We start from the raw sequence: 16,931 nt of genomic DNA on the forward strand, positions 1-16,931 counted from the left end.
GCACTGACGTACGACGACCTGAACAGCCAACAACTGGAGACGAACGTGACCAACGACCTGCCTGACATCGTCTGCGGGGTCAACGTGCCCCACACAGCAGACAAGACCACCGGAATCCCAGAGCTGTGGCTGAACGATCCTCGGCGGACCTTCGTCGGCTTGGGCCTGCTCGGCTACCTGCTGAGCTTCCCCGAGGAGACGCTGGTTGTCGGCGACGGGCTCGCAGCGACGCAGCACCCGGACGATCCTCCGCTCGTCGAGGTGTTGAAGGATCTGGAGTTCAACGGCTACCTGGTCCGTGAGGAGCACGGGGACGGTTGGCGGTACCGGCTGACGCATCCGGCCCGGTTGGGGCCGCTGCCAGAGGTTCGGTGAGCGGTTGCGGGGATAGGCCATCTCGGTTCCAGGGATGGCCTATCGGATAGCCTATCCACCTGCGGAAACGCTGTTGTCCGTACCGCGTGGCGGTATAGGCCGTACCGCGTGGCGGTCTAGCTGGCCGGTCCGCGCAAACTTTCTGCGCCGGGTCCGGGTGAAGCAAGTTGCTTAGTTGCTGGCAGCAAACGTGAAGCAAACCCGAAGCAAGTTGCTTCGGGTTTGCTCGCCGACGCCCGCCGGTTGGAAGGTCATTCCCAGCCGTCCGCCCGGCCAGCGCGGGCACGGGCCAGCGACCACGCGAGGACGGTTGACCGTCGCCAGCCCTTTCCGGCGTCTTTCGGTGGCGCCTCTTCGCGGGCGACGTGCGACCGCCAGCCGGACGCGCTGATGGATGCGATCCGGGCGGCTTCGTCGCCGGCCACGGTCGGCATTCCCCATTCGATGTTGGCTGCGCTGACGGCTGCGTCGATGGTTTGTTTGTGCTCCAGGTAGTTGCGGGCGTAGTCGGCTGGTGGCCGGTCGACCCAGCCGATCATGTCGAGGGTTTCGGCGAACACCTTTGCGGGGATAGCCGGGCGGTTGGTGGCGCGCATCCGGTACGCGGCGTCGCGGGCGAGTCGCAGTCCGCCTTCGGCGAGGGTTTCGGCCGTGTCCCAGGTGATGAGGTTGTTGGCGACGCCGGTAGCGAGGGCTACGGCGACGAGGTCGGCGGCCTTTTCGGCGGCGGCGACGAGTGCCGTGTACCGGCTGGGATGGATGGGGGTCGGCCCTTCCATCGGGTGGATGCGGCGGATTGCGGCCCAGGTCTGCTCGTAGGCGGCGTCTCTTGTCTTTTCGCGGCTGGCCGCGTCTCGTACGTGGGCTGGGCTGCCTTGCAGGAGGTGCTGCAGGTCGGGCAGTGTGATCGTGAAGCATGTGTCGTCGTGTCCGGCTTGGGCTCGGACGGTGTCCCACTCGTGTGGTCCGAGGTATTCCCACCCGCTGTTGGGGGTGATGCGGTAGGTGGGCTGGTTGCTTGTTGCTTCGTCGGTTGCGTGCCGAGCGATGGCGCTGGCGCTGGCGGTGTAGCGCTTGAAGTGTGCCTGTTCAAGGGCTATGTGGTTGTTCTGGTGGGTGGTGGCGGTTGCTGCTTCGATGAGGAGGGGGTGTGCGGTGTTGGTGGGGAGGGTGGTTGCCATACCCGCCACTCTACAGCGTTTCTGCTGTAGTTGCTAGGTTGGGTGATCCACCCGAACCACCAACCCGCACTGCTCCGGCGGTAGCCATCCCGGCCCGGCCGGCGACACCACTTGGTCGGCGCGGCCAGCCCGTTCGAGCACAACGCCCAGGCAGGTTTCGACGATCGCGGACGGCGGGCAGTGCCAGCGTGCCCCGTTCGGCACCACGTCCAGGGCGTGCTCGACGGCTGCCACCAACTCCGGCATGACGTCGGGCATGCGGTGCCGCGGTAGTTGGGTTGCGCCGACCCTGCGCCAGTAGGCGAGCAGGGCTGGCTGTACGACGAGGGCGACGTCCACGCCGCTGATGATGCGGGCCGGGTACGACAGAGCGGCCCACCCAAGACGTTGGGTGGGCCGCTCCCGGCCATGACGAGTTCAGATTCGGTGCAACAGCGTCCCGCCAACCGCCGGGTCCCGCAGTCGAGCCCAGTCGCCACTGATACCGACTGCTTCCAACGCCGTGATTGCCTCGTCGACAACCTCCGGAGCTGTGTCGCTGTCGGCAGCCAGCACCACCTCGCCGTCAGCAAGGTAGCGACGCCGGATGTTGACCATCGACTCGCCGGGCTCGCCGGCCGGGAATCCGGCGTCCTGCAGCGCAGTCAGCGCAGCCTCCGCCAGCCGTGCCGTCTCCAGGTGGCGGGCCATTCTCTCGATAGCGTCGATGGGCACCTGCTTGTCGGCGGGCCGCCCGGCCTGCCGGGTGATCGACTCGTTGACGCCGAGGTCGAAGTTACGAACCTCGAAGGATGCGCTGGACTCGGCGGCGAGCTGCCGCAACTGCTGCACGTGCTGGTGCTCGCAGTTGGTGTCGTCGACCACCACATCCGCGCCGACCGCCAGCGCGGCTGCGATCCGCGACAACTGGATCTTCGTTACCTCGTCCTCGTCGACCTCGTCACCGCCGTACCGGATCTCGGCGCGGATGTCGTCCCGGCTCACCCGCCGCCGGTTGTCCGGGTCTTCGGCTACCCAGGCGCGGGCGTAGGTAGTTTTGCCGGATCCGGGGAGGCCGCGCATGGCTTCCAGCGTCGGCTGCCGGTCTGTCACCGGCGTGGCCTCGCCGCCGCCGTCGAGGAGCGCGACCAGCTCGTCGGCGGCGTGCTTCGTGTCGTCGGGCTGGCCGCCGTTGGCGGCGGTGCGCCAGCCGACCCGGCCCCAGCGGGCGAACAGCGCCCGTTCGACGGCGGCGGCGATGCTGCGGCCGGCGTCCACGTACCGCGTGATCTCGCCGGTCTTCGGCGAGCTGACGACGGCGACACCGCCCGGAACGGCGTCGATGTAGGTCTGCCACCAGTCATCGACCGTCACCACAAACCGTGCCCGGATCGCCCAGCCGCGCCCGCTCCAGCAACCGCTGTCGCTGGACAGGGTCACCTCGACGATCCGGGCGAGCGGGTCGCCGGCGCCCTGCTCGTATTCGTCGGTGATCCCCTCGGTGTCGGGGATCACCTTGCAGACGGCGGACGTGTTTCCGTCCCGGCGGCTGCCTGCGGAGTTGAGTGCGGCGGCGAGCCGCCGGTAGATGCCTCGCTCTGCGGCGAGGGCTTCGATCCAGTCGACGCCGCCGGGGATCCAGCCCGGGTGGCCGTTCAAGACAGGGCGGACGGGGACGGTTTCGGTAACCACGATTGGCGTCGGCTGCCCGTTCTCGTTCTGGGTGTCGCTGTCCGTCGTGGCGGCGTGCGGGGTGTCGGTCTCGGTGACGCCGAGTACGGTCTGCCAGTCGTTCATGGTGGTCTCCTTCGATGGGTTGGGTAGCGGGGTGGGGTGGCGGTAGGTCAGTTACCGCGTTTCCGCAGCATGGCCTTCGTGGCGGCGATGCCCAGTTCGGTGTCCATGCGGATGTCTGCGTAGGTTGCGCGGATCGTCTGCCAGCGGCTCAACGCGTTGGCGGCTCCGAGTAGGGTCAGCCCCCCTCGGAGTACTCGGCGAGTTGTTGGGTGGCGGTGTCGCGGTCGAGGAGGCCGGCGTCGACGGCGGCTCCGAGTTCTTCGGTCTTCGAGATCAGGCTCATCGTCAGGCTCTCGTCAGGTCTGCGGGTCGATGTTGCCGAGCTGGCAGGGTTGGGGTTCGGTCAGTTGTTCTTGGCTCGGACGACTCTGGAGAACTCGCCTCCGCCGAGCCCTTCAGGTGCGACGACCTGCCAGCCGTGCTCGGCGAGGGCTTCGGTTGCGGCCTTCGCGAGCTGTCGGACGACGCTGATGCGGTCCTTGGCGTCGGTGGTGCCGGCGATGATTCGGTGGACGCGGTGTTCGACGCCGCGCCAGGCGAGACTGATGCCGACCTCGTAGCCGTCGGCGTCTTCCTCTTTGATGTTGGTGAGGATGCGGTTGATCTCGTCGCGTTCGCGGAGGTGCGCCATGGCTTTGTAGGCGGTGGCGGTGGCGAGGCCGGTGGCTTCGTGGATACGGACCGGTGGGGTGTCGACAGCGAGCGCGTTCTGGATGGCGAGCATCAGGTTCTGTTCGACGCGCTCGAACTCCAGGGCGGTGTCGCGGTAGGTGTCGGCGTGTTGGGTGATGTCGGCGAGGAGTTGGTCGCGGGTTTTCTGGCCGCTGGTTTCCCACGCTTCGGTGCAGGCGTCGCGTCCTGCTCGTTTGATGAGGATCTGGACAGATTGTCGGGTGACGGCTCGGTTGATGGCGGTGACGATGTCGGCGTTGGCGCATCCGCCTCCGGCGGCGGCGAGTACGGCGTTACGTAGGCTTGCGCCGGCTTGTTTGTGGGCGGTGTTGGGTGCTGCGCGGTGTTGTGCGGCTTGTCGGATGCGGTCGAGTGCGGTGGTCTGGGTGGTGGTGAGGGTGGCTGGTGGTGGTGTCATCGATCTTCCTTATCACTCTGCCTGTTGTCATCACTCTAGCTGTTGTCAACCGAGAGCGCAACAGGCAGAGTAATGAAGCTGGTCAGCTCCCATTGACCCCGTCAGCTACCTCACCGAGATGCGCCAGGTACAAGGCGGCGGTCTCCCGGTTGGCCCGGCCGGGAACATGCCCGGCGCTCCACCCGCACCCGCAGACGAGCCGCACAACGCCGTCAGTGCCCTTCTCCAGGCTCGGGGGGTGCTCGCCCCACAGCGGGGCGTGTTCGTCGCACAGGAGCATGCTCAGGCTGTTCCAGCGCTGCCACCCGGCCGCGTCCCGAGCGCCGCGTGACACGGCGATCGCGTCGTACCAGCGCCCGCAGTCGGGCATTGAACAGTCCCGACACGCCACCCCCACATCAGCAGTCACCGGGCCGCCTCCACGTCCAGCCGTTTGCCGCATTCCTCGCAGCGCGGGTACGGGTGGTTCGGCGACAGGCGCGGATGCCCGCACTCGGCAGGACGCACGTCGGTGGCGCACGGACGGTCGGCGGCTCCGTGGCTGCGGCACCGGTCCCCGGTGTGGTGGACGGGACGTCCGGAGGTGAGGCAGTACCGCTCGGTGTCGATCCAGGCGGGCGGCCACTCCCCCACGTCGGCGGTCACTGGTCGACGCCGATCACGACGGCGGTGGCGTCATCGCGGCGGCCAGATGCGTCGGCGACCACCGCGTCGGTCAGCAGCGTGGCGAGATCCTGCGGGTCGTCGTGGAGGCGCAGCAACTCCACCATCGCGTTCCGGTTGACGGTGTCGTGGACGCCGTCAGTGGTGAGCAGCAGCCGCTGCCCAGGCCGGAGCTGCCGGTGATCGACGCCCAAACCCACAACCTCAGCCACGGTGACTGGGGTCGCCCCGGACATGCCGAGCCGCAGCCAATGGTCCTGACTGGCGGCGACCTGCTCGACGGCCCGCCCGCCGGAGACACGCAGCAGCTGCCCCATCGTGTGATCGGTCGTCAGCTGCCGGAGCTCGGCGCCATCCCACCACCAGGCCCGGCAGTCCCCCACCCAGTGGATGTGGACGAACCCGTGGGCGTCGACCTGGGCGACCAGGCCGGCTGCTTCGTGTTCGCCACACAGCAGATCCGCCGCCGTCAACAACCCGGCGAGCCCGCCCCGCTGGTGTCCGACACGTGCCGCCACCAACGACATGGCGTCGACCAGCACGTGCAGGTCCAGGTCGTCACCGACGCCGTCGATGACCGCGACGGTGGCTTCACCGTCGGTTTCGTGTGGCCACCAAGCGTCGCCGTTTGAGCTGTCGGTGCCGGGCCGGCTTTCCCCGGCGACGGCGATCACCGGTACCGGTCCGCGAGTTCGGCGAACTCCTCGTCGATGACGGGCCTGAAGCCGCCGCCGTTGTTCGCGCCGAGGATGAGACGGACGGTGGTTTCGGTCATCGCTGACAGGGTCTCGTGGAGGGCTGCGTCTTGGATCTGTTCGGCGGCTTTCGCCCCGGAGTCCAGGATGACTGCAATGTGCCTAAGGTCCATGATCGGGTCTCCTTCGAGGTCAGAGGTAGTCGGCGAGCCGTTTGGCTGCCTCGTCGACAGGGGTGTCGGGCGGGCAGATCGGGGCGCACGGCCAGCCTTGGTCGTCGTCGAGGTACCAGCCGTTGTCGTACGCCCAGCGCAGCCACGTAACGCCGCCGTCGGTGTCGCGGATGGGCAGGTTGCAGCGTTCCTCGTCGAGGTCGGCTTCCCGCATGTCGACGCCGATGCCGGCGGCGGCCAGCTGTTCGGCGACTGCGGTGACGTAGGCGGAGCCAGTCGGGACGGTCATCGGCGAGCAGGCGTGCTGCCTCTCTGCCACGGACGTGACGCGCTGGCACTCGTCGTCCAGGAGGCGTGGCAGCGCCCCGTACTGACAGGTGACCGGCGGTGGCTTGCCGTTGCTGGCGGTGGGCGCGTAGTCGGAGCCGGTTGGGGTGGTCACCGGTTGGCCTCGCGGATGATCCGGTCGAGGCTGCGCAGGGCGCGTTTGCGGGTCCAGCCGTGGCCGGCGTTGTGGTCTTCGATCTCGGCGAGGTAGCCGTTGAAGCCGTTCTTCAGCGACCTCCACCGCCGGTCCCGTGCCTCAGACCAAGACATGGCGGCTTCCTGCCGTAGCCTGCCGGCGGCAGCCTGCCAGCGTCCACGCCGGGCGGCCCGGTACGCGTACTGCAGGGCGGAAAGCCAGCCGACCGGGTAGATGTCGGCGGTGTCGAGTAGGTGCCGGCGGCGCATGTCCGCCACCTGCTGTTCAGTGAATGCCACAGTCAGTTCCCTTCGGTTGGGTTGCCGCCGAGGATGTCGAGCATCCGGCGGCCCAGGTCGGTGATTCCGTCGTCGTCGACCAGGTTGTTGACGCGGGCGTACTGGTGGGCGGCGTCGGTGTACCGGCAGTGGTCGGGGCCGGTCCAGGTGCGGTCGCGGATGGCGGTGAGGACGTGGACGAGCCGGTCCGGGGTCGTGACCGTCACTGTCCGGCCTCCCGTTCGCGGCGGGCACGCTCCGCCAGGTGGCGGCGTTGCTTCGCCTCCCCGCGCATGTGCGGCAACACCTCCTGCACGCCGTGGACCACGCGGGCCGCCGCCCGCTCGATGACACCCACCTCGGACAGCTCCATCCCCCGTAGTTCGTTGACGACGTCGCTGACCGCTGCCGCCTGGATTGCGGGCGCCCAGCGGGCGAACAGGTCCATCAGGTCGATGAACGTGGCCGCCTGGATGAACGGGGACAGGCTGGTGACGTCTTCGACGCGGGCCAGGAAAGGGCCGTCGGTGTGGCTGGGTCCGCGCCAGGAGCGGATCTGCAGGTAGGTGTCGTCGCCGCCGAGGGTGAAGAACTCTTCCCAGCCTTGGTCGGCGAGGTGTCGGGTGAGGTCGGTGTCGTCGTCTGCGTCGGCGTAGGGGTCGACGATGGTGTACCGGTCGGTCATGGTTGCTCCTCGGTCGGGTTGGTGGTGTGTTGTGCCGCCCAACGGGTGGGCTGGGCGGCACAACACGGGGCGTTCAGGGTCAGGCTTCCTCGGCGACCCTGGCGAGCAGTGCGTCCAGGTTGTCGGGCGGTGCGGGTGGGCTGGCCAGGATGCGGCGGACCTCGGCTACCAGCTGCTGCCGCTCTTCTTCGGGCAGTAGCAGTGTCGGGCTGTCGTCGTCGGGCAGGCCGGTAGCTGCCTGGTTGTCGGTTGCGGTCATGTCAGGCTCCTTCGGTGGGTGGGTTGGCGGCCAGCCAGCGGTCCTGCGCGGCCAACACATCAGCGTTCAACGCCGGCTCGTCGGCGTGACACCGCCGCCGGTGCTCCTCGCGGGAGATGCCGAGCAGCATGCAGGCAACAGTGGCGGACAGGTCGTCGCGGACCTCGGTGTCGTACCAGCCCCAGTCAACGGCGGTGCCGTACAGGCCGGGGTCGGCGTTGAGGGCGGCTTCGATGATGCGGGTGTCGATGCGGCCGGCTCCGGCGCCGAGTCCTTCGAGCATCTGCTGAGCTTCGGTGAGCATGGCGGGGTCGTAGACGGGCATGGTCAGGCTCCTTCGGTCGGTCGAGGGTCGGGGCTGCCGTCCCAGTCAACGTCGGGCGTGAAAGGCTCGCCGTCAGTGGCGCGGATGTAGGGCGCCAACCGGATCGGGTCCGCGTCCGGCCCGTAGTCCGCCCACTCCCGCTCCTGCCGGCGTACCGCGAGCCGGCCCGGCCAAAGGCGTTCCAGTTCGGCCTCGCCAGCCTCGGTCAGTTCCAGCGGGTGGAACGACCCGTCAGGGTCGCCTCCGCCGCCGCGAATCCACCCGTGGTCGAGCATCAGATCCACAAACACCGCGCCGACCGGTGCCGGCGGGAGGGTGTTGCCGGGTAGGCCGGTGAAGGCGTCGCCGTCGTTGTCTTGCCACAGTTCACCGCCGGCTGCGGCGTCGAGCATGTTGCAGGTGATCAGGTTGGACATGTCAGGTTCCACGGTCAGGCTCCTTCGGGCGTGGTCGTGTTGCCGCCGGGGCGACGGTCGGCGAGTTGGGCTTCGGCGGCGGCGAGCCGCAATGCCAGGTCGTCGACCACCCGGAACAGAGACTGGCCGAGGTACTCGCGGACGATCGCCGCAGCGTGTTCGCGGACCTTGGCGGGGTACTGCTGCCGGTCAGACACGGTCAATCTCCTTCGGGTAGTACAGGCCGGACAGTGCTGCGAGCTGCCGGACGTTCACGTACGGCTGGAACGGGGCGGGTTTCCACCCGGTGGCTTCCTGGATGAACCCGCCCTTGAAGGCGTGCGGGGTGGTGGGCAGGTTCGTTTTCCGCCACACCTTGTCGATGACGGGCAGGGATGCCCATTGGAGGCGTTCGCCGGTTTCGGAGTCGGTCGGCCAGCTGTAGCTGCGCAGGAACTCGTACCGGTCTGTCATCTCGCGTACCTCAACGTCGTTGAATCCCGACCTACGGAACGCGTGGGCCGATGATCGCCGATCTTGGAAGGGGGCACCCTCGAAGATGCCGGGACCTTCGACGTACCAGTGGATGGCAACCGCACCCGGCCCATAGATCGCCTCGGCGTCCGTGTGTCGCGGATTCTGGGTGAGCCACTGTCGCCACAGCTCCTCCGGGTCGATCTCGTCCACGTAGAAGTCGTCGCTCACCGGATCGCAGTTGACTTCCCAGTACAGCCACAACGGTTTGCGTTGCTTCCGGTGGCTGCTGCGGCGGCTGGCGAAGTCCCACGTCGGCAGCCCCGGATACGACTCCGGGCGTTCGCCCGCGCCGGGCCGCTTCGACCTGGGTCCTCCGTTGTGGCGCACGTTGTGCAGCGGCTTCTCCGCCCGGATCGCAGCCTGCTCGGCGGCGAGCACCGACGGCCGGTCCGGGAAGTGTTCGACCCTCACTTCGGCGACGTCGCACCACCACGGTTTCAACGCTTCGTGGGTGCCGAGCCGGACGGGTAGCCGGGAGGTGATGCCGATGTACAGCAGCTGCTGGCTGTGGTTGTAGAACCGGTAGAGGGCGTGGGGTCGGGCGTCGAGGGGCGGGGTGGTCACCGGTCGTCTCCGTTCACGCTGCGTTCGGGCAGTAGGTCCAGCCGTCCATGTTCGGCGAGGTACGCGTGGACGCGGCCGTCGGCGTCAGGCGCGGTGTTGTGCTGCCGGTTGAAGATTGGCTGCTCGGCTGCGATGGCTGCCTTCTCTGCCAGCAGAGCTGCCGGCCGGTTCGGGAACCACGCCGCCCGCGACGACGCAACGAACACCGCCCACGTTGACGTGGCGCGGTGGTCTCGTCCGCGCCGGGTGAGTTCGTCGCTGATGCCGATGTACAGCAGCCTTCCGGTTCGGTCGTAGTGCCAGTACAGGGCACATGACTGAACAGGTTCGCCCGATGGTCCTGGGTCAGCAGGGTCGCAGTTCCAACCGATGGCGTCGGCGTTGACACGTACCGGCTGGCTGATCGTTGACCGCCGCATCTTGTCAATGTCGGGTGTGGTGCTGTGGCGGTCGATGATGGCCCGCTGTTCGGGGGTTGGTTCCGTTCGTACGGCTTGTGCGACGTGCAGGGGGGTGTCTCCGCTCCACACCAGGTGGTTGCCGTCGCGGTGCGGCCCGGCGGGGAGCTTGCACTTGACTGGGACTCGGGCGACGCGGTCGGGGGTCATGCTGGTGACGCGGTGGAGATGCCAGGTGCAGCAGTGGGTGCACCAGATGCCGATCGTGTTGTGCCGGCTCGGGTCGGCGTGTTCGAGGTAGCCGATCAGCGCGTGGGTTGATTCGATGGCGGTCACGGGGTCTGCCGACCGGGGCAGTAGATGATCTGCCAGTCGTAGCCGGCGAGGCTGCCGTTCGGGTTCCGCCGCCGGGTCCGCTTCAGGTAGCCGCGCTTCTCCAGCTCCTTGATCGCGGCGTTGACGGTGTCGTACGCCTCAGCGACCTCGTTGACGATCTGCTGGACGGTGAGGTCGTAGTCGGGGGCGTGGGAGTTGATCGACATGAAGACGGCTTTGGCGGCGCTGGACAGGGTGCCGTCGCGGCTCATTTCGTGCGGGAAGCAGCTTTGACCACTGCTCATGGGGTCTCCTCGGTCAGAGTGGCATGTCGTAGAGGGACAAGTCTTCGGGGTCGAGGTACGGCTGGTGGGCTGGCGTCGGGCTGTGCCGCGAGGAGCCCTTGTGGCGATCCCACGATGCGGCTCGTTCACCGGGGCGTCGGTTGATCTGTGGGGCGTGGTAACCGGAGCTGCGCGGCTTTGACGCGGCTTTGGGCTGGTTGTGGAGGTAGATGTCCGCCCAGCCAGCAGGCCGGTCCTCGCGGCCGTCGAACGGGTCTTCCCTGGCTGCGAGTTCGGATTTGCATCCGCCGCAGTGATGCCAGCGGTAGCCGTCGTGTTTGGGGCAGGGAGCGTTGTCGTCGGGGTTGGGTGAGTTGTGGTCGGCGGGTGGGGTCCACCAAGGTCCGAAGTTGAGCCGTAGCCGGCCTGGTGAGGCGGTGGCGGGGTCGGAGGCGCAGAGCGGCAGGGCAGCTTCGATGTCGTTGAGGGTTTTGCCGTCGTCGAGGCAGGCGTTGATGGCGGCGGTGATCGACTTGGTGGTCCACCGTCGGTCGTTGGGGCGGAGTTTCAGGATCTCGGCGATGAGGGTGTGGAGTCGTTGCTGTTCTTGATCATCAAATCCTCTTCCCTCCCACCCAGGGTTGAGCCCAGCCGGGTCGGTGCCGGTGGTGTCGTCGTGGGGGGTAGGGGGGAGGGTTTTACCTTGTAGTTCATCTAGAACATCTACTTCCTTATAAGGCTGTGCGTTTTTGCGCACTACCCCTGTGCGTTCTGGCGCACTACCCCTGGTGTGCTGGACTGCATCACGTGGTGCGTTTTTGCGCACTACCCCCTGAGCTGGGGTTTCTTGCGTTTCTGCTGGTGACGGGGTTGCCGCTGGAACGGCTGCCGGCTTGTCCGGTATCACCCAGTTGAGGGTGTACAGGTTCGGCTCGTTGAGTCCCCGGTGCTGGCACCGCTGGACGTTGAGGAGCCCGGCGTCGGCGAGTTCGGTGACGTACCGGTCGACGCTGCGAGGCTGGCCGAGGTTGAGCATCGCCGCCAGGTCACGCCGGGACCGCCTCAACACGGTTTGGCCGCGTTTGTGGTTGGCCTCGTGAAGGAGCCGCGTGTACAGCCATGCTGCGGTGGGGGTGAGGGTGCCGTCTTCGACGAGGGCGAACATCTCGGCGGGGGTCTTGACGAAGATCCCACTGACGAGGGTGTCTGCGGACAGGGCTTCCGTCGCCAGACTCTTGCCGTTATCGTTGGTCATAGGTGTAGGTCCTCGTGGGTCCATTTGGCTGTGGGCTGCGGGAACATTGGCCCCGTCCGGGTGGGAAGACCCGGCGGGGCCGTTGCCGTTTGGGGGCATCAGGCGACAGCGGCGTCGAGTCGCTGCCGGTATCGCTCGATCCGCCGCAGCGCTCGCGCCCACCGAATGGCCTGGGCGCGACGGGGAAGGTGCTGCTCCTCTTCCCAGCGCCAGATCGAGGACTCGTCGACTCCGACGATCTCGGCTAGCTCGGAGCGGGTCAGGTTGGCGGCTTCGCGGAGTGCCTTGCCGCTTCCGGTCAAGGCGTGCCGGCGGGCGGTGACGATGAGTCGGGTTTCGTCGGCGGTCATGGGACCATCCTGCCCGAGAATGAAAACGTAGGCAACATGCGCCGTTGGTCTCGTTGGTTTGCGCTTGCCTTGCAAACTGACCCACATAAACGGCTTCTGACCTGGTGTTTTACGGAGCCACAACGACACAGTTTCGGTGTCGACCTGCGGTACGCACCTGCCTGTCGTCTACGGTGTGCACGTGACCGCTCATCCGCCTCGGCCGCCGGTCACCGAGCACAGATGGCCCGACCCTGATGCTGGCCCGTGGGTGGTCGTACTCCGCTGGGGTGACGTGGACGGCAGGCCGGAGTGCATCGGCCTTGACATCGGCCAACTCCCGGACGGCGAACATCTGCAGGTGCTGACCATGTCGTCGGTTCTGCGGCAGCTACCGATCGCCGAGTGGATCGCCGCAGACCGCGCGGGCATGATCGCGGCACCGACTCCGGGAGGCGGGGTTCGCCGGTCAACGCTCGAACGCCTACAGGTGGTCGCTGACGTCTACCGGGCTGCCACCGCCGCCGGTGATCCACCGGTGTTGGCGGTCGCTGCCCGGTTCGAGATCACCAAGGGCGGCGCGGCAGCGCTGGTGTCGCGGGCTCGTCACGTGGGCCTGTTGCCGCCCACCTCACAGGGTGTCGCCAACGCCGGCAAGCCGGACACGAACTGAACCACACCAGCCAGCGTTTACGGCGTGTACGCTGGCGGTATGTCGAGGGACACCTACCGGTTCGACGACGACACCTACACGGCGCTCGCCGCCGCCGACGTCCCCTGGCAGGACGCACTCCACGTTCTGAGACACGCCCGGCCACGCATCCGGCACCACATCGGCTCCGTCCTCCGCATCGCCGCACAATCACGCGACGGCCAACGCTGGCTCGCTGTCGCGTTGATCGAGGACAGTCGGGACGACCACTACTTGGTCGTCGGCGCCAGATGGCTGGACCGTCACGAAGCCGAACAGCTTCGCAAACTGATCGAAAGGGGTTGAGAGCTATGGTGGATCGGGCCACTAGCGCGCTCAACAACACCGACTGGGGCGGTGCCGAGGTTGAGTACCCGCCTCCGTCGTCTCCGATGGTGGTGCACTCAGTCCGGCTGCCCGTCGATGTTGACGAGTGGCTTCTCTCCGAGGCCGACAGGCAGGGTGTCACGCCGTCGCAGGTGCTGCGGCGTCTCGTCGAGCAGGCCGCACGACGGCAGCCGGCCGACACCACGGACCTGGTGACGGTGCGCCGGACTGTGCTGGAGCAGGGGCTGCGGCATGCTCTCAACCGGGCCATCCAGCAGCAGCCGACGCAGCCTGCGGCATGACACGCATCCTCGTGTCGGTGCCGGGGTTGGAGAACCTGACCGTCGTGGCAGCGATGCTCCGCGCCGCCGGCGCCACCATCACGACCGGGCTGCGGACGTTCGCCGTGGAAGGACCGCTGACCCCGGCCCAGGCTGCCGCAGTGTGGCGCATGCACGGCCACGTCGACTCCGGGACAGAGCAGAACCGGCTGACCGTGGCGGCCGACCCGGCCGGCGACTTGGAGTTGGTGCTCGACCGGCTGTGCCCGGCGGGTTGGTCCCCGGACGACTACGACGACACCCGCGACAACGACTACGCAGGCAACGACCAGTGGTGGCGGGGTCAGCAGCGTCTGAAGGCGGAACGCGCCAGTGCGGCACGGAACCCCGCCTCCGCCGCACTTCCAACGCAAACGCCCGCATCGTTGGAACGTCCACCAAGTTTTCCAACCGAGGTTGGAACGACACGGCGCGTGGATGGCACCTGCTGCGGTGAAGGCGGCCCCTGGGCACCGGACGAAGGGGCGCCGCTGGTCGGCGGCTGCCAACTGTGCCCACGGTCCGCCAGCTACTGGCGGACCGACGCTGCCGCCCAGACGGGATAGCGCAACTGTGGCCACCCCTCCCAACATCTACCGGCCCCTCGCCCCCGACCGCATCCAACTGCGGATGCCCTACGACCCGGCGAACCGCCGCTGGCTGCACCAAACTCTCGGCGACCGCATCCAACCCGTATGGGACAAACCCGGCCGGCGTTGGCTGATCGCCCGCGCACACTTCGGTGTGCTGGTCGACGCCCTAGTGGGCCGGTTCGGGGTGGTCGACGTGGACGCCGAGTTCTCGACCGTGCAGAAGTGCGACCGCCGTTGCCGGGAAGCGCTCGGGGACGACTGCGAGTGTTCGTGCCTTGGTGAGCACCACGGCGGCGGGATCTGGACGTGTTCGGGGGGCTCAACGATTCGGCGTTCCGGATGGTGCCTCTGCTTGAGGCGGGCCGGGATGCGGTGTGGCCGTGGGAGACCCGGCCTGCGTGACCCGGCAGGAACGACGAAGGGCCGGCACCGTGATGGTGCCGGCCCTCTTTTCTGTCTCGGGTCAGCGGCTGGTGGCCGCCCAGGCGTCGCCGATCAGCGTCGGCAGGTCGGAGCGGGTGTGTTCCCAGCCGAGGTCTTGGCGGATGCGGCGGGCGTCGGCGATCAGGGTGTGTGCCTCAGCCGCAGCCGGGCGGTGTTCGACGGGGACCGGTCGGCCGGTGACGTGCTCGGTGGTGGCGATGATGTCGGCGACGGACACGCCTTGGCCGGTGCCGACGTTGTAGGCGCGGGTCTCCCCCACCTTCGTTGTTTCCAACGCGAGCCGGACAGCTTCGGCGGCGTCGAGAATGTGGGTGTAGTCGCGGGTGGCGGTGCCGTTGCCGTTCACCGTCAGGTAGGGGATGTTGCCGGCAGCGGCTTCTAGGGCGGCGGGGATGATGCGGGTCCGGTCGCGGTCTCCGTGGCCGTCGACTGCCCCGGCGAGGTTGAAGAACCGCAGCACGGCTACCCCGCCGGCACCGGTTTCTGCCCACCAGTGGGCAGCCTGCTCGGCTGCCAGCTTGGATGCGGCGTACGGGCTGGACCAGGGCGACGTCTCCGTGTCCTCGTTGAGCTTGCCGGTGTAGCCGGGCCGGTAGACGGCGGAGGTCGACGCCAGCACCGCCCGTACCGGGTCGCGGCCGGAGACAGCCTGCAGCACCTCGACGGTGCCGGCCGCGTTGACGTCGAAGTAGTTGAGCGGGTCGCTGTGGCTGTCCCTTACGCGGGTGAGGGCTGCGAGGTGGGCGACGGCGTCGAAGTCGTAGTACCGCATCAGGTGCTGCAACTTCCGGTCGCTACACAGGTCGGCGCGTAGGCGTTGCACACCGCCCGGCAGGTCCACCTGGTGGTGGGGGCGGATGAGCGCGACAACCGCGTGGCCGTGGTCGGCCAGCACACGGCAGACGGCCCGGCCGAGGAACCCCGAAGCGCCGGTCACGAGCACGTGCATGCCGGTCACCGCCCCAGGAGGGCGTGTCGGTGCTGCCACGCCAACCGGAGCAGCCCGGCGCCGGCGGGGGCGAGGCGTCCGCCGTCGCACAGCTCGTCGACCATGTGGGCGGTGAAGGGGATCGCCGACGTCGGCCGTGCGGCGCCGGTTTTGACGACGGTGCCTTCGTCGTTGTGGTCGACCATGCTGGCGAACATGCGGTCGTACACGTCGGCGTCCCACACGGCGACCGTGAGTGCTTCCCCGGCCAGCGTGAGGGCGTCCATGCCGATGCCGAGGCAGTATGTCCGCAACTTGCCGGCGTCGACCGCGGCCTGCATGTCGGCGAACGGCTGACCGGTGTAGTCGACCGGTTGGCCGGTGCCGTCGTGTTCCGGGTTGCCCAGGAACTCCTCCGAGTACTCGCGTTGGATGTTTCGCCACAGGTCGAAGTCCTGGGCGATCGACGCCGGGTGCACGGAGGCGGGTTGGAAGATGCCGCACGGCATGACATGCATCATGCCGCCCGCGACCGCGACGTTGCCGGAGTCCCGCTGATGCAGCACGAACGTGGCCCCATCGGGGTCGTCGCGGATGGTGAGGGTGTCAACGGCGAGGGCTACGGCACGCCGTGCGGTGTCGAACGGGTCGCCGAGCTGTTTGCGGGCGGCTAGGCCGCGCCACGACACGGGCCGGATGTCCCCGGCGGGGGTGAGGTAGCGGGCGGCGGCTTCGTGGGCGATGGCTTCGCCGCCGTCGATGAGGTCGAAGTAGGTCATCTGGTCGAATGCGAGACGCCCGCCGACATCGTTCCAGTTGACGTCGGCGAGCCGCCAGGACAGCCGGTTTTCGAACAGGCGCGGGTTGTTGAGATGCCGGATGGCCTGGCTGTACCGCTGGTAGCGGCGGCCAGGTGCCGAGAATGGCCGAACGTGTTCGGCTGCCGCCTCTGTGCCGGTGAACACTGGTGTCCCCGCCGATGCGGTGACGACGCCAATCCATTCGAGCGGCATCGGCTGGTTGGGGAGCCATTCCGGGCGGGTGAGCATTCCGGTGCCGGCATAGTGCGCGTCGCCGTACAGGTCGGCGACGGCACGCGCGAGTGGCACCCGTCGGGCGTTGAGGAGGGTGCGGACGGTCCGCCACTGGGTTTGGTTGGCGGCCACGTCGGGGTCTTGTGCTGTGTCCACGGCGGTGACCTGGTCGAAGGCTGCTGCGGCGGCGGTCATGCGGGCCGGTTCCGGCCGTAGGTCGACGAGACCAAGCTGGTCGACGCCGACGCCGTAGTGTTGGGCGAGCAGTCGCCGGTAGAGCGGTGAAGGTTTGACACCACGTTCCCATCTGCTGACTTGGTTTGCGGATACCTCCACATTCTTGCCTATGCGCCGGGCGAGGCTGGTTATCGCGGTGGCGACGTCTTCTTGGGATTCGGCGCGGGATTCTCGCAGGTTGTGCAGGGTGATGTTGGCTGCTGGTGGTGTGCTGCGCCGCGCCATTCGTGGTGACCTTCTTTCGGGAAAGCCTAGTAAACGCCTAGTGGACGCCTACAAGGTGGCGGGTTGTCGGCTAGCCGGTGCTGTTCTTTCGC

At 67.9% G+C, this 16,931-nt stretch carries 28 protein-coding genes; 5 read left to right on the top strand and 23 right to left on the bottom strand.

Annotated elements, in window-relative coordinates:
• The first annotated feature begins 45 nt into the window (after positions 1-45).
• Positions 46-375 carry a hypothetical protein gene (locus ACXAHD_RS01405; RefSeq protein ID WP_475047953.1) on the top strand — a complete coding sequence of 110 codons (330 nt, stop codon included), beginning with the start codon at positions 46-48 and terminating at the stop codon, positions 373-375.
• Between the two features lie 251 nt (positions 376-626).
• Here the strand turns inward: ACXAHD_RS01405 and ACXAHD_RS01410 are convergent, their stop codons facing one another.
• The 21 genes from ACXAHD_RS01410 to ACXAHD_RS01510 all read right to left on the bottom strand — a co-directional run bounded on the left by ACXAHD_RS01410 (position 627) and on the right by ACXAHD_RS01510 (position 12,061).
• Positions 627-1,556, bottom strand: a complete 930-nt coding sequence (locus ACXAHD_RS01410) for a hypothetical protein (RefSeq protein WP_475047956.1) — start codon at positions 1,554-1,556, stop codon at positions 627-629.
• A gap of 33 nt (positions 1,557-1,589) precedes the next feature.
• Positions 1,590-1,895 carry a hypothetical protein gene (locus tag ACXAHD_RS01415; RefSeq protein WP_475047959.1) on the bottom strand — a complete coding sequence of 102 codons (306 nt, stop codon included), beginning with the start codon at positions 1,893-1,895 and terminating at the stop codon, positions 1,590-1,592.
• 78 nt (positions 1,896-1,973) lie between these two features.
• Positions 1,974-3,332, bottom strand: a complete 1,359-nt coding sequence (locus ACXAHD_RS01420) for an AAA family ATPase (RefSeq protein WP_475047962.1) — start codon at positions 3,330-3,332, stop codon at positions 1,974-1,976.
• Positions 3,333-3,675: 343 nt separating this feature from the next.
• The gene (locus ACXAHD_RS01425) at positions 3,676-4,422 is read right to left on the bottom strand and encodes a hypothetical protein (RefSeq protein WP_475047964.1); all 747 of its coding nucleotides are present in this window, start codon (positions 4,420-4,422) and stop codon (positions 3,676-3,678) included.
• 82 nt (positions 4,423-4,504) lie between these two features.
• On the bottom strand, positions 4,505-4,792 hold the full coding sequence (locus ACXAHD_RS01430; RefSeq protein ID WP_475047966.1) for a hypothetical protein: 288 nt from the start codon (positions 4,790-4,792) through the stop codon (positions 4,505-4,507).
• Between the two features lie 35 nt (positions 4,793-4,827).
• Positions 4,828-5,067, bottom strand: coding sequence for a hypothetical protein (locus ACXAHD_RS01435; protein ID WP_475047969.1), 240 nt, complete (start codon positions 5,065-5,067; stop codon positions 4,828-4,830).
• The gene (locus ACXAHD_RS01440) at positions 5,064-5,759 is read right to left on the bottom strand and encodes a PP2C family protein-serine/threonine phosphatase (protein WP_475047972.1); all 696 of its coding nucleotides are present in this window, start codon (positions 5,757-5,759) and stop codon (positions 5,064-5,066) included. Before ACXAHD_RS01440 ends, ACXAHD_RS01435 begins: the two co-directional genes overlap by 4 nt.
• Positions 5,756-5,953: a hypothetical protein gene (locus ACXAHD_RS01445; RefSeq protein WP_475047975.1), complete on the bottom strand. Its 198-nt coding sequence runs from the start codon at positions 5,951-5,953 to the stop codon at positions 5,756-5,758. Before ACXAHD_RS01445 ends, ACXAHD_RS01440 begins: the two co-directional genes overlap by 4 nt.
• A 19-nt stretch (positions 5,954-5,972) precedes the next feature.
• The gene (locus tag ACXAHD_RS01450; protein WP_475047978.1) at positions 5,973-6,395 is read right to left on the bottom strand and encodes a hypothetical protein; all 423 of its coding nucleotides are present in this window, start codon (positions 6,393-6,395) and stop codon (positions 5,973-5,975) included.
• Positions 6,392-6,715: a hypothetical protein gene (locus ACXAHD_RS01455; RefSeq protein ID WP_475047981.1), complete on the bottom strand. Its 324-nt coding sequence runs from the start codon at positions 6,713-6,715 to the stop codon at positions 6,392-6,394. Before ACXAHD_RS01455 ends, ACXAHD_RS01450 begins: the two co-directional genes overlap by 4 nt.
• Before the next feature lie 2 nt (positions 6,716-6,717).
• Positions 6,718-6,921: a hypothetical protein gene (locus tag ACXAHD_RS01460; protein WP_475047984.1), complete on the bottom strand. Its 204-nt coding sequence runs from the start codon at positions 6,919-6,921 to the stop codon at positions 6,718-6,720.
• Positions 6,918-7,379, bottom strand: coding sequence for a hypothetical protein (locus tag ACXAHD_RS01465; protein WP_475047987.1), 462 nt, complete (start codon positions 7,377-7,379; stop codon positions 6,918-6,920). The genes ACXAHD_RS01460 and ACXAHD_RS01465 overlap by 4 nt, the downstream gene beginning before the upstream one ends.
• A gap of 79 nt (positions 7,380-7,458) precedes the next feature.
• Positions 7,459-7,638, bottom strand: coding sequence for a hypothetical protein (locus ACXAHD_RS01470; protein ID WP_475047989.1), 180 nt, complete (start codon positions 7,636-7,638; stop codon positions 7,459-7,461).
• Between the two features lies 1 nt (position 7,639).
• Entirely contained in the window at positions 7,640-7,963 is a 324-nt protein-coding gene (locus ACXAHD_RS01475; protein ID WP_475047991.1) for a hypothetical protein, read from the bottom strand.
• 2 nt (positions 7,964-7,965) lie between these two features.
• Positions 7,966-8,391, bottom strand: a complete 426-nt coding sequence (locus ACXAHD_RS01480) for a hypothetical protein (RefSeq protein WP_475047994.1) — start codon at positions 8,389-8,391, stop codon at positions 7,966-7,968.
• A gap of 2 nt (positions 8,392-8,393) precedes the next feature.
• On the bottom strand, positions 8,394-8,576 hold the full coding sequence (locus tag ACXAHD_RS01485; RefSeq protein WP_475047997.1) for a hypothetical protein: 183 nt from the start codon (positions 8,574-8,576) through the stop codon (positions 8,394-8,396).
• Complete coding sequence (locus ACXAHD_RS01490) at positions 8,569-9,459, bottom strand: GIY-YIG nuclease family protein (RefSeq protein WP_475047999.1); 891 nt, start codon at positions 9,457-9,459, stop codon at positions 8,569-8,571. Before ACXAHD_RS01490 ends, ACXAHD_RS01485 begins: the two co-directional genes overlap by 8 nt.
• The gene (locus ACXAHD_RS01495) at positions 9,456-10,193 is read right to left on the bottom strand and encodes a hypothetical protein (RefSeq protein WP_475048001.1); all 738 of its coding nucleotides are present in this window, start codon (positions 10,191-10,193) and stop codon (positions 9,456-9,458) included. The genes ACXAHD_RS01490 and ACXAHD_RS01495 overlap by 4 nt, the downstream gene beginning before the upstream one ends.
• Positions 10,190-10,477 (bottom strand): helix-turn-helix domain-containing protein, encoded by a 288-nt coding sequence (locus tag ACXAHD_RS01500; RefSeq protein ID WP_475048003.1) that lies wholly within the window; start codon positions 10,475-10,477, stop codon positions 10,190-10,192. Before ACXAHD_RS01500 ends, ACXAHD_RS01495 begins: the two co-directional genes overlap by 4 nt.
• A 13-nt stretch (positions 10,478-10,490) precedes the next feature.
• Positions 10,491-11,711: a hypothetical protein gene (locus tag ACXAHD_RS01505; RefSeq protein ID WP_475048006.1), complete on the bottom strand. Its 1,221-nt coding sequence runs from the start codon at positions 11,709-11,711 to the stop codon at positions 10,491-10,493.
• A gap of 98 nt (positions 11,712-11,809) precedes the next feature.
• Positions 11,810-12,061, bottom strand: a complete 252-nt coding sequence (locus tag ACXAHD_RS01510) for a helix-turn-helix transcriptional regulator (protein ID WP_475048009.1) — start codon at positions 12,059-12,061, stop codon at positions 11,810-11,812.
• 181 nt (positions 12,062-12,242) lie between these two features.
• Between ACXAHD_RS01510 and ACXAHD_RS01515 the strand changes: the two genes are divergently transcribed.
• The 4 genes from ACXAHD_RS01515 to ACXAHD_RS01530 all read left to right on the top strand — a co-directional run bounded on the left by ACXAHD_RS01515 (position 12,243) and on the right by ACXAHD_RS01530 (position 13,944).
• On the top strand, positions 12,243-12,713 hold the full coding sequence (locus ACXAHD_RS01515; RefSeq protein WP_475048012.1) for a hypothetical protein: 471 nt from the start codon (positions 12,243-12,245) through the stop codon (positions 12,711-12,713).
• 39 nt (positions 12,714-12,752) lie between these two features.
• On the top strand, positions 12,753-13,037 hold the full coding sequence (locus ACXAHD_RS01520; protein ID WP_475048015.1) for a hypothetical protein: 285 nt from the start codon (positions 12,753-12,755) through the stop codon (positions 13,035-13,037).
• Positions 13,038-13,123: 86 nt separating this feature from the next.
• Complete coding sequence (locus tag ACXAHD_RS01525; protein ID WP_475048018.1) at positions 13,124-13,360, top strand: hypothetical protein; 237 nt, start codon at positions 13,124-13,126, stop codon at positions 13,358-13,360.
• Positions 13,357-13,944 carry a hypothetical protein gene (locus ACXAHD_RS01530; RefSeq protein ID WP_475048020.1) on the top strand — a complete coding sequence of 196 codons (588 nt, stop codon included), beginning with the start codon at positions 13,357-13,359 and terminating at the stop codon, positions 13,942-13,944. Before ACXAHD_RS01525 ends, ACXAHD_RS01530 begins: the two co-directional genes overlap by 4 nt.
• 490 nt (positions 13,945-14,434) lie before the next feature.
• On the opposite strand, the gene ACXAHD_RS01535 is transcribed toward ACXAHD_RS01530, so the two are convergent.
• On the bottom strand, positions 14,435-15,364 hold the full coding sequence (locus ACXAHD_RS01535) for an NAD-dependent epimerase/dehydratase family protein (RefSeq protein WP_475048023.1): 930 nt from the start codon (positions 15,362-15,364) through the stop codon (positions 14,435-14,437).
• A gap of 5 nt (positions 15,365-15,369) precedes the next feature.
• Positions 15,370-16,839, bottom strand: a complete 1,470-nt coding sequence (locus ACXAHD_RS01540; protein WP_475048026.1) for a helix-turn-helix domain-containing protein — start codon at positions 16,837-16,839, stop codon at positions 15,370-15,372.
• Between the last annotated feature and the right edge of the window lie 92 nt (positions 16,840-16,931).

It is taken from the genome of Micromonospora sp. ABR4_055 (assembly GCF_056160425.1).

What these genes read in the sequence shown, in the direction of transcription:
- ACXAHD_RS01410 (WP_475047956.1), bottom strand. Translation starts at nt 1,556, where the DNA reads ATGGCAACCACCCTCCCCACCAACACCGCACACCCCCTCCTCATCGAA.
- ACXAHD_RS01420 (WP_475047962.1), bottom strand. Translation starts at nt 3,332, where the DNA reads ATGAACGACTGGCAGACCGTACTCGGCGTCACCGAGACCGACACCCCG.
- ACXAHD_RS01425 (WP_475047964.1), bottom strand. Translation starts at nt 4,422, where the DNA reads ATGACACCACCACCAGCCACCCTCACCACCACCCAGACCACCGCACTC.
- ACXAHD_RS01430 (WP_475047966.1), bottom strand. Translation starts at nt 4,792, where the DNA reads ATGCCCGACTGCGGGCGCTGGTACGACGCGATCGCCGTGTCACGCGGC.
- ACXAHD_RS01445 (WP_475047975.1), bottom strand. Translation starts at nt 5,953, where the DNA reads ATGGACCTTAGGCACATTGCAGTCATCCTGGACTCCGGGGCGAAAGCC.
- ACXAHD_RS01465 (WP_475047987.1), bottom strand. Translation starts at nt 7,379, where the DNA reads ATGACCGACCGGTACACCATCGTCGACCCCTACGCCGACGCAGACGAC.
- ACXAHD_RS01470 (WP_475047989.1), bottom strand. Translation starts at nt 7,638, where the DNA reads ATGACCGCAACCGACAACCAGGCAGCTACCGGCCTGCCCGACGACGAC.
- ACXAHD_RS01475 (WP_475047991.1), bottom strand. Translation starts at nt 7,963, where the DNA reads ATGCCCGTCTACGACCCCGCCATGCTCACCGAAGCTCAGCAGATGCTC.
- ACXAHD_RS01500 (WP_475048003.1), bottom strand. Translation starts at nt 10,477, where the DNA reads ATGAGCAGTGGTCAAAGCTGCTTCCCGCACGAAATGAGCCGCGACGGC.
- ACXAHD_RS01505 (WP_475048006.1), bottom strand. Translation starts at nt 11,711, where the DNA reads ATGACCAACGATAACGGCAAGAGTCTGGCGACGGAAGCCCTGTCCGCA.
- ACXAHD_RS01510 (WP_475048009.1), bottom strand. Translation starts at nt 12,061, where the DNA reads ATGACCGCCGACGAAACCCGACTCATCGTCACCGCCCGCCGGCACGCC.
- ACXAHD_RS01520 (WP_475048015.1), top strand. Translation starts at nt 12,753, where the DNA reads ATGTCGAGGGACACCTACCGGTTCGACGACGACACCTACACGGCGCTC.
- ACXAHD_RS01525 (WP_475048018.1), top strand. Translation starts at nt 13,124, where the DNA reads ATGGTGGTGCACTCAGTCCGGCTGCCCGTCGATGTTGACGAGTGGCTT.
- ACXAHD_RS01530 (WP_475048020.1), top strand. Translation starts at nt 13,357, where the DNA reads ATGACACGCATCCTCGTGTCGGTGCCGGGGTTGGAGAACCTGACCGTC.
- ACXAHD_RS01535 (WP_475048023.1), bottom strand. Translation starts at nt 15,364, where the DNA reads ATGCACGTGCTCGTGACCGGCGCTTCGGGGTTCCTCGGCCGGGCCGTC.
- ACXAHD_RS01540 (WP_475048026.1), bottom strand. Translation starts at nt 16,839, where the DNA reads ATGGCGCGGCGCAGCACACCACCAGCAGCCAACATCACCCTGCACAAC.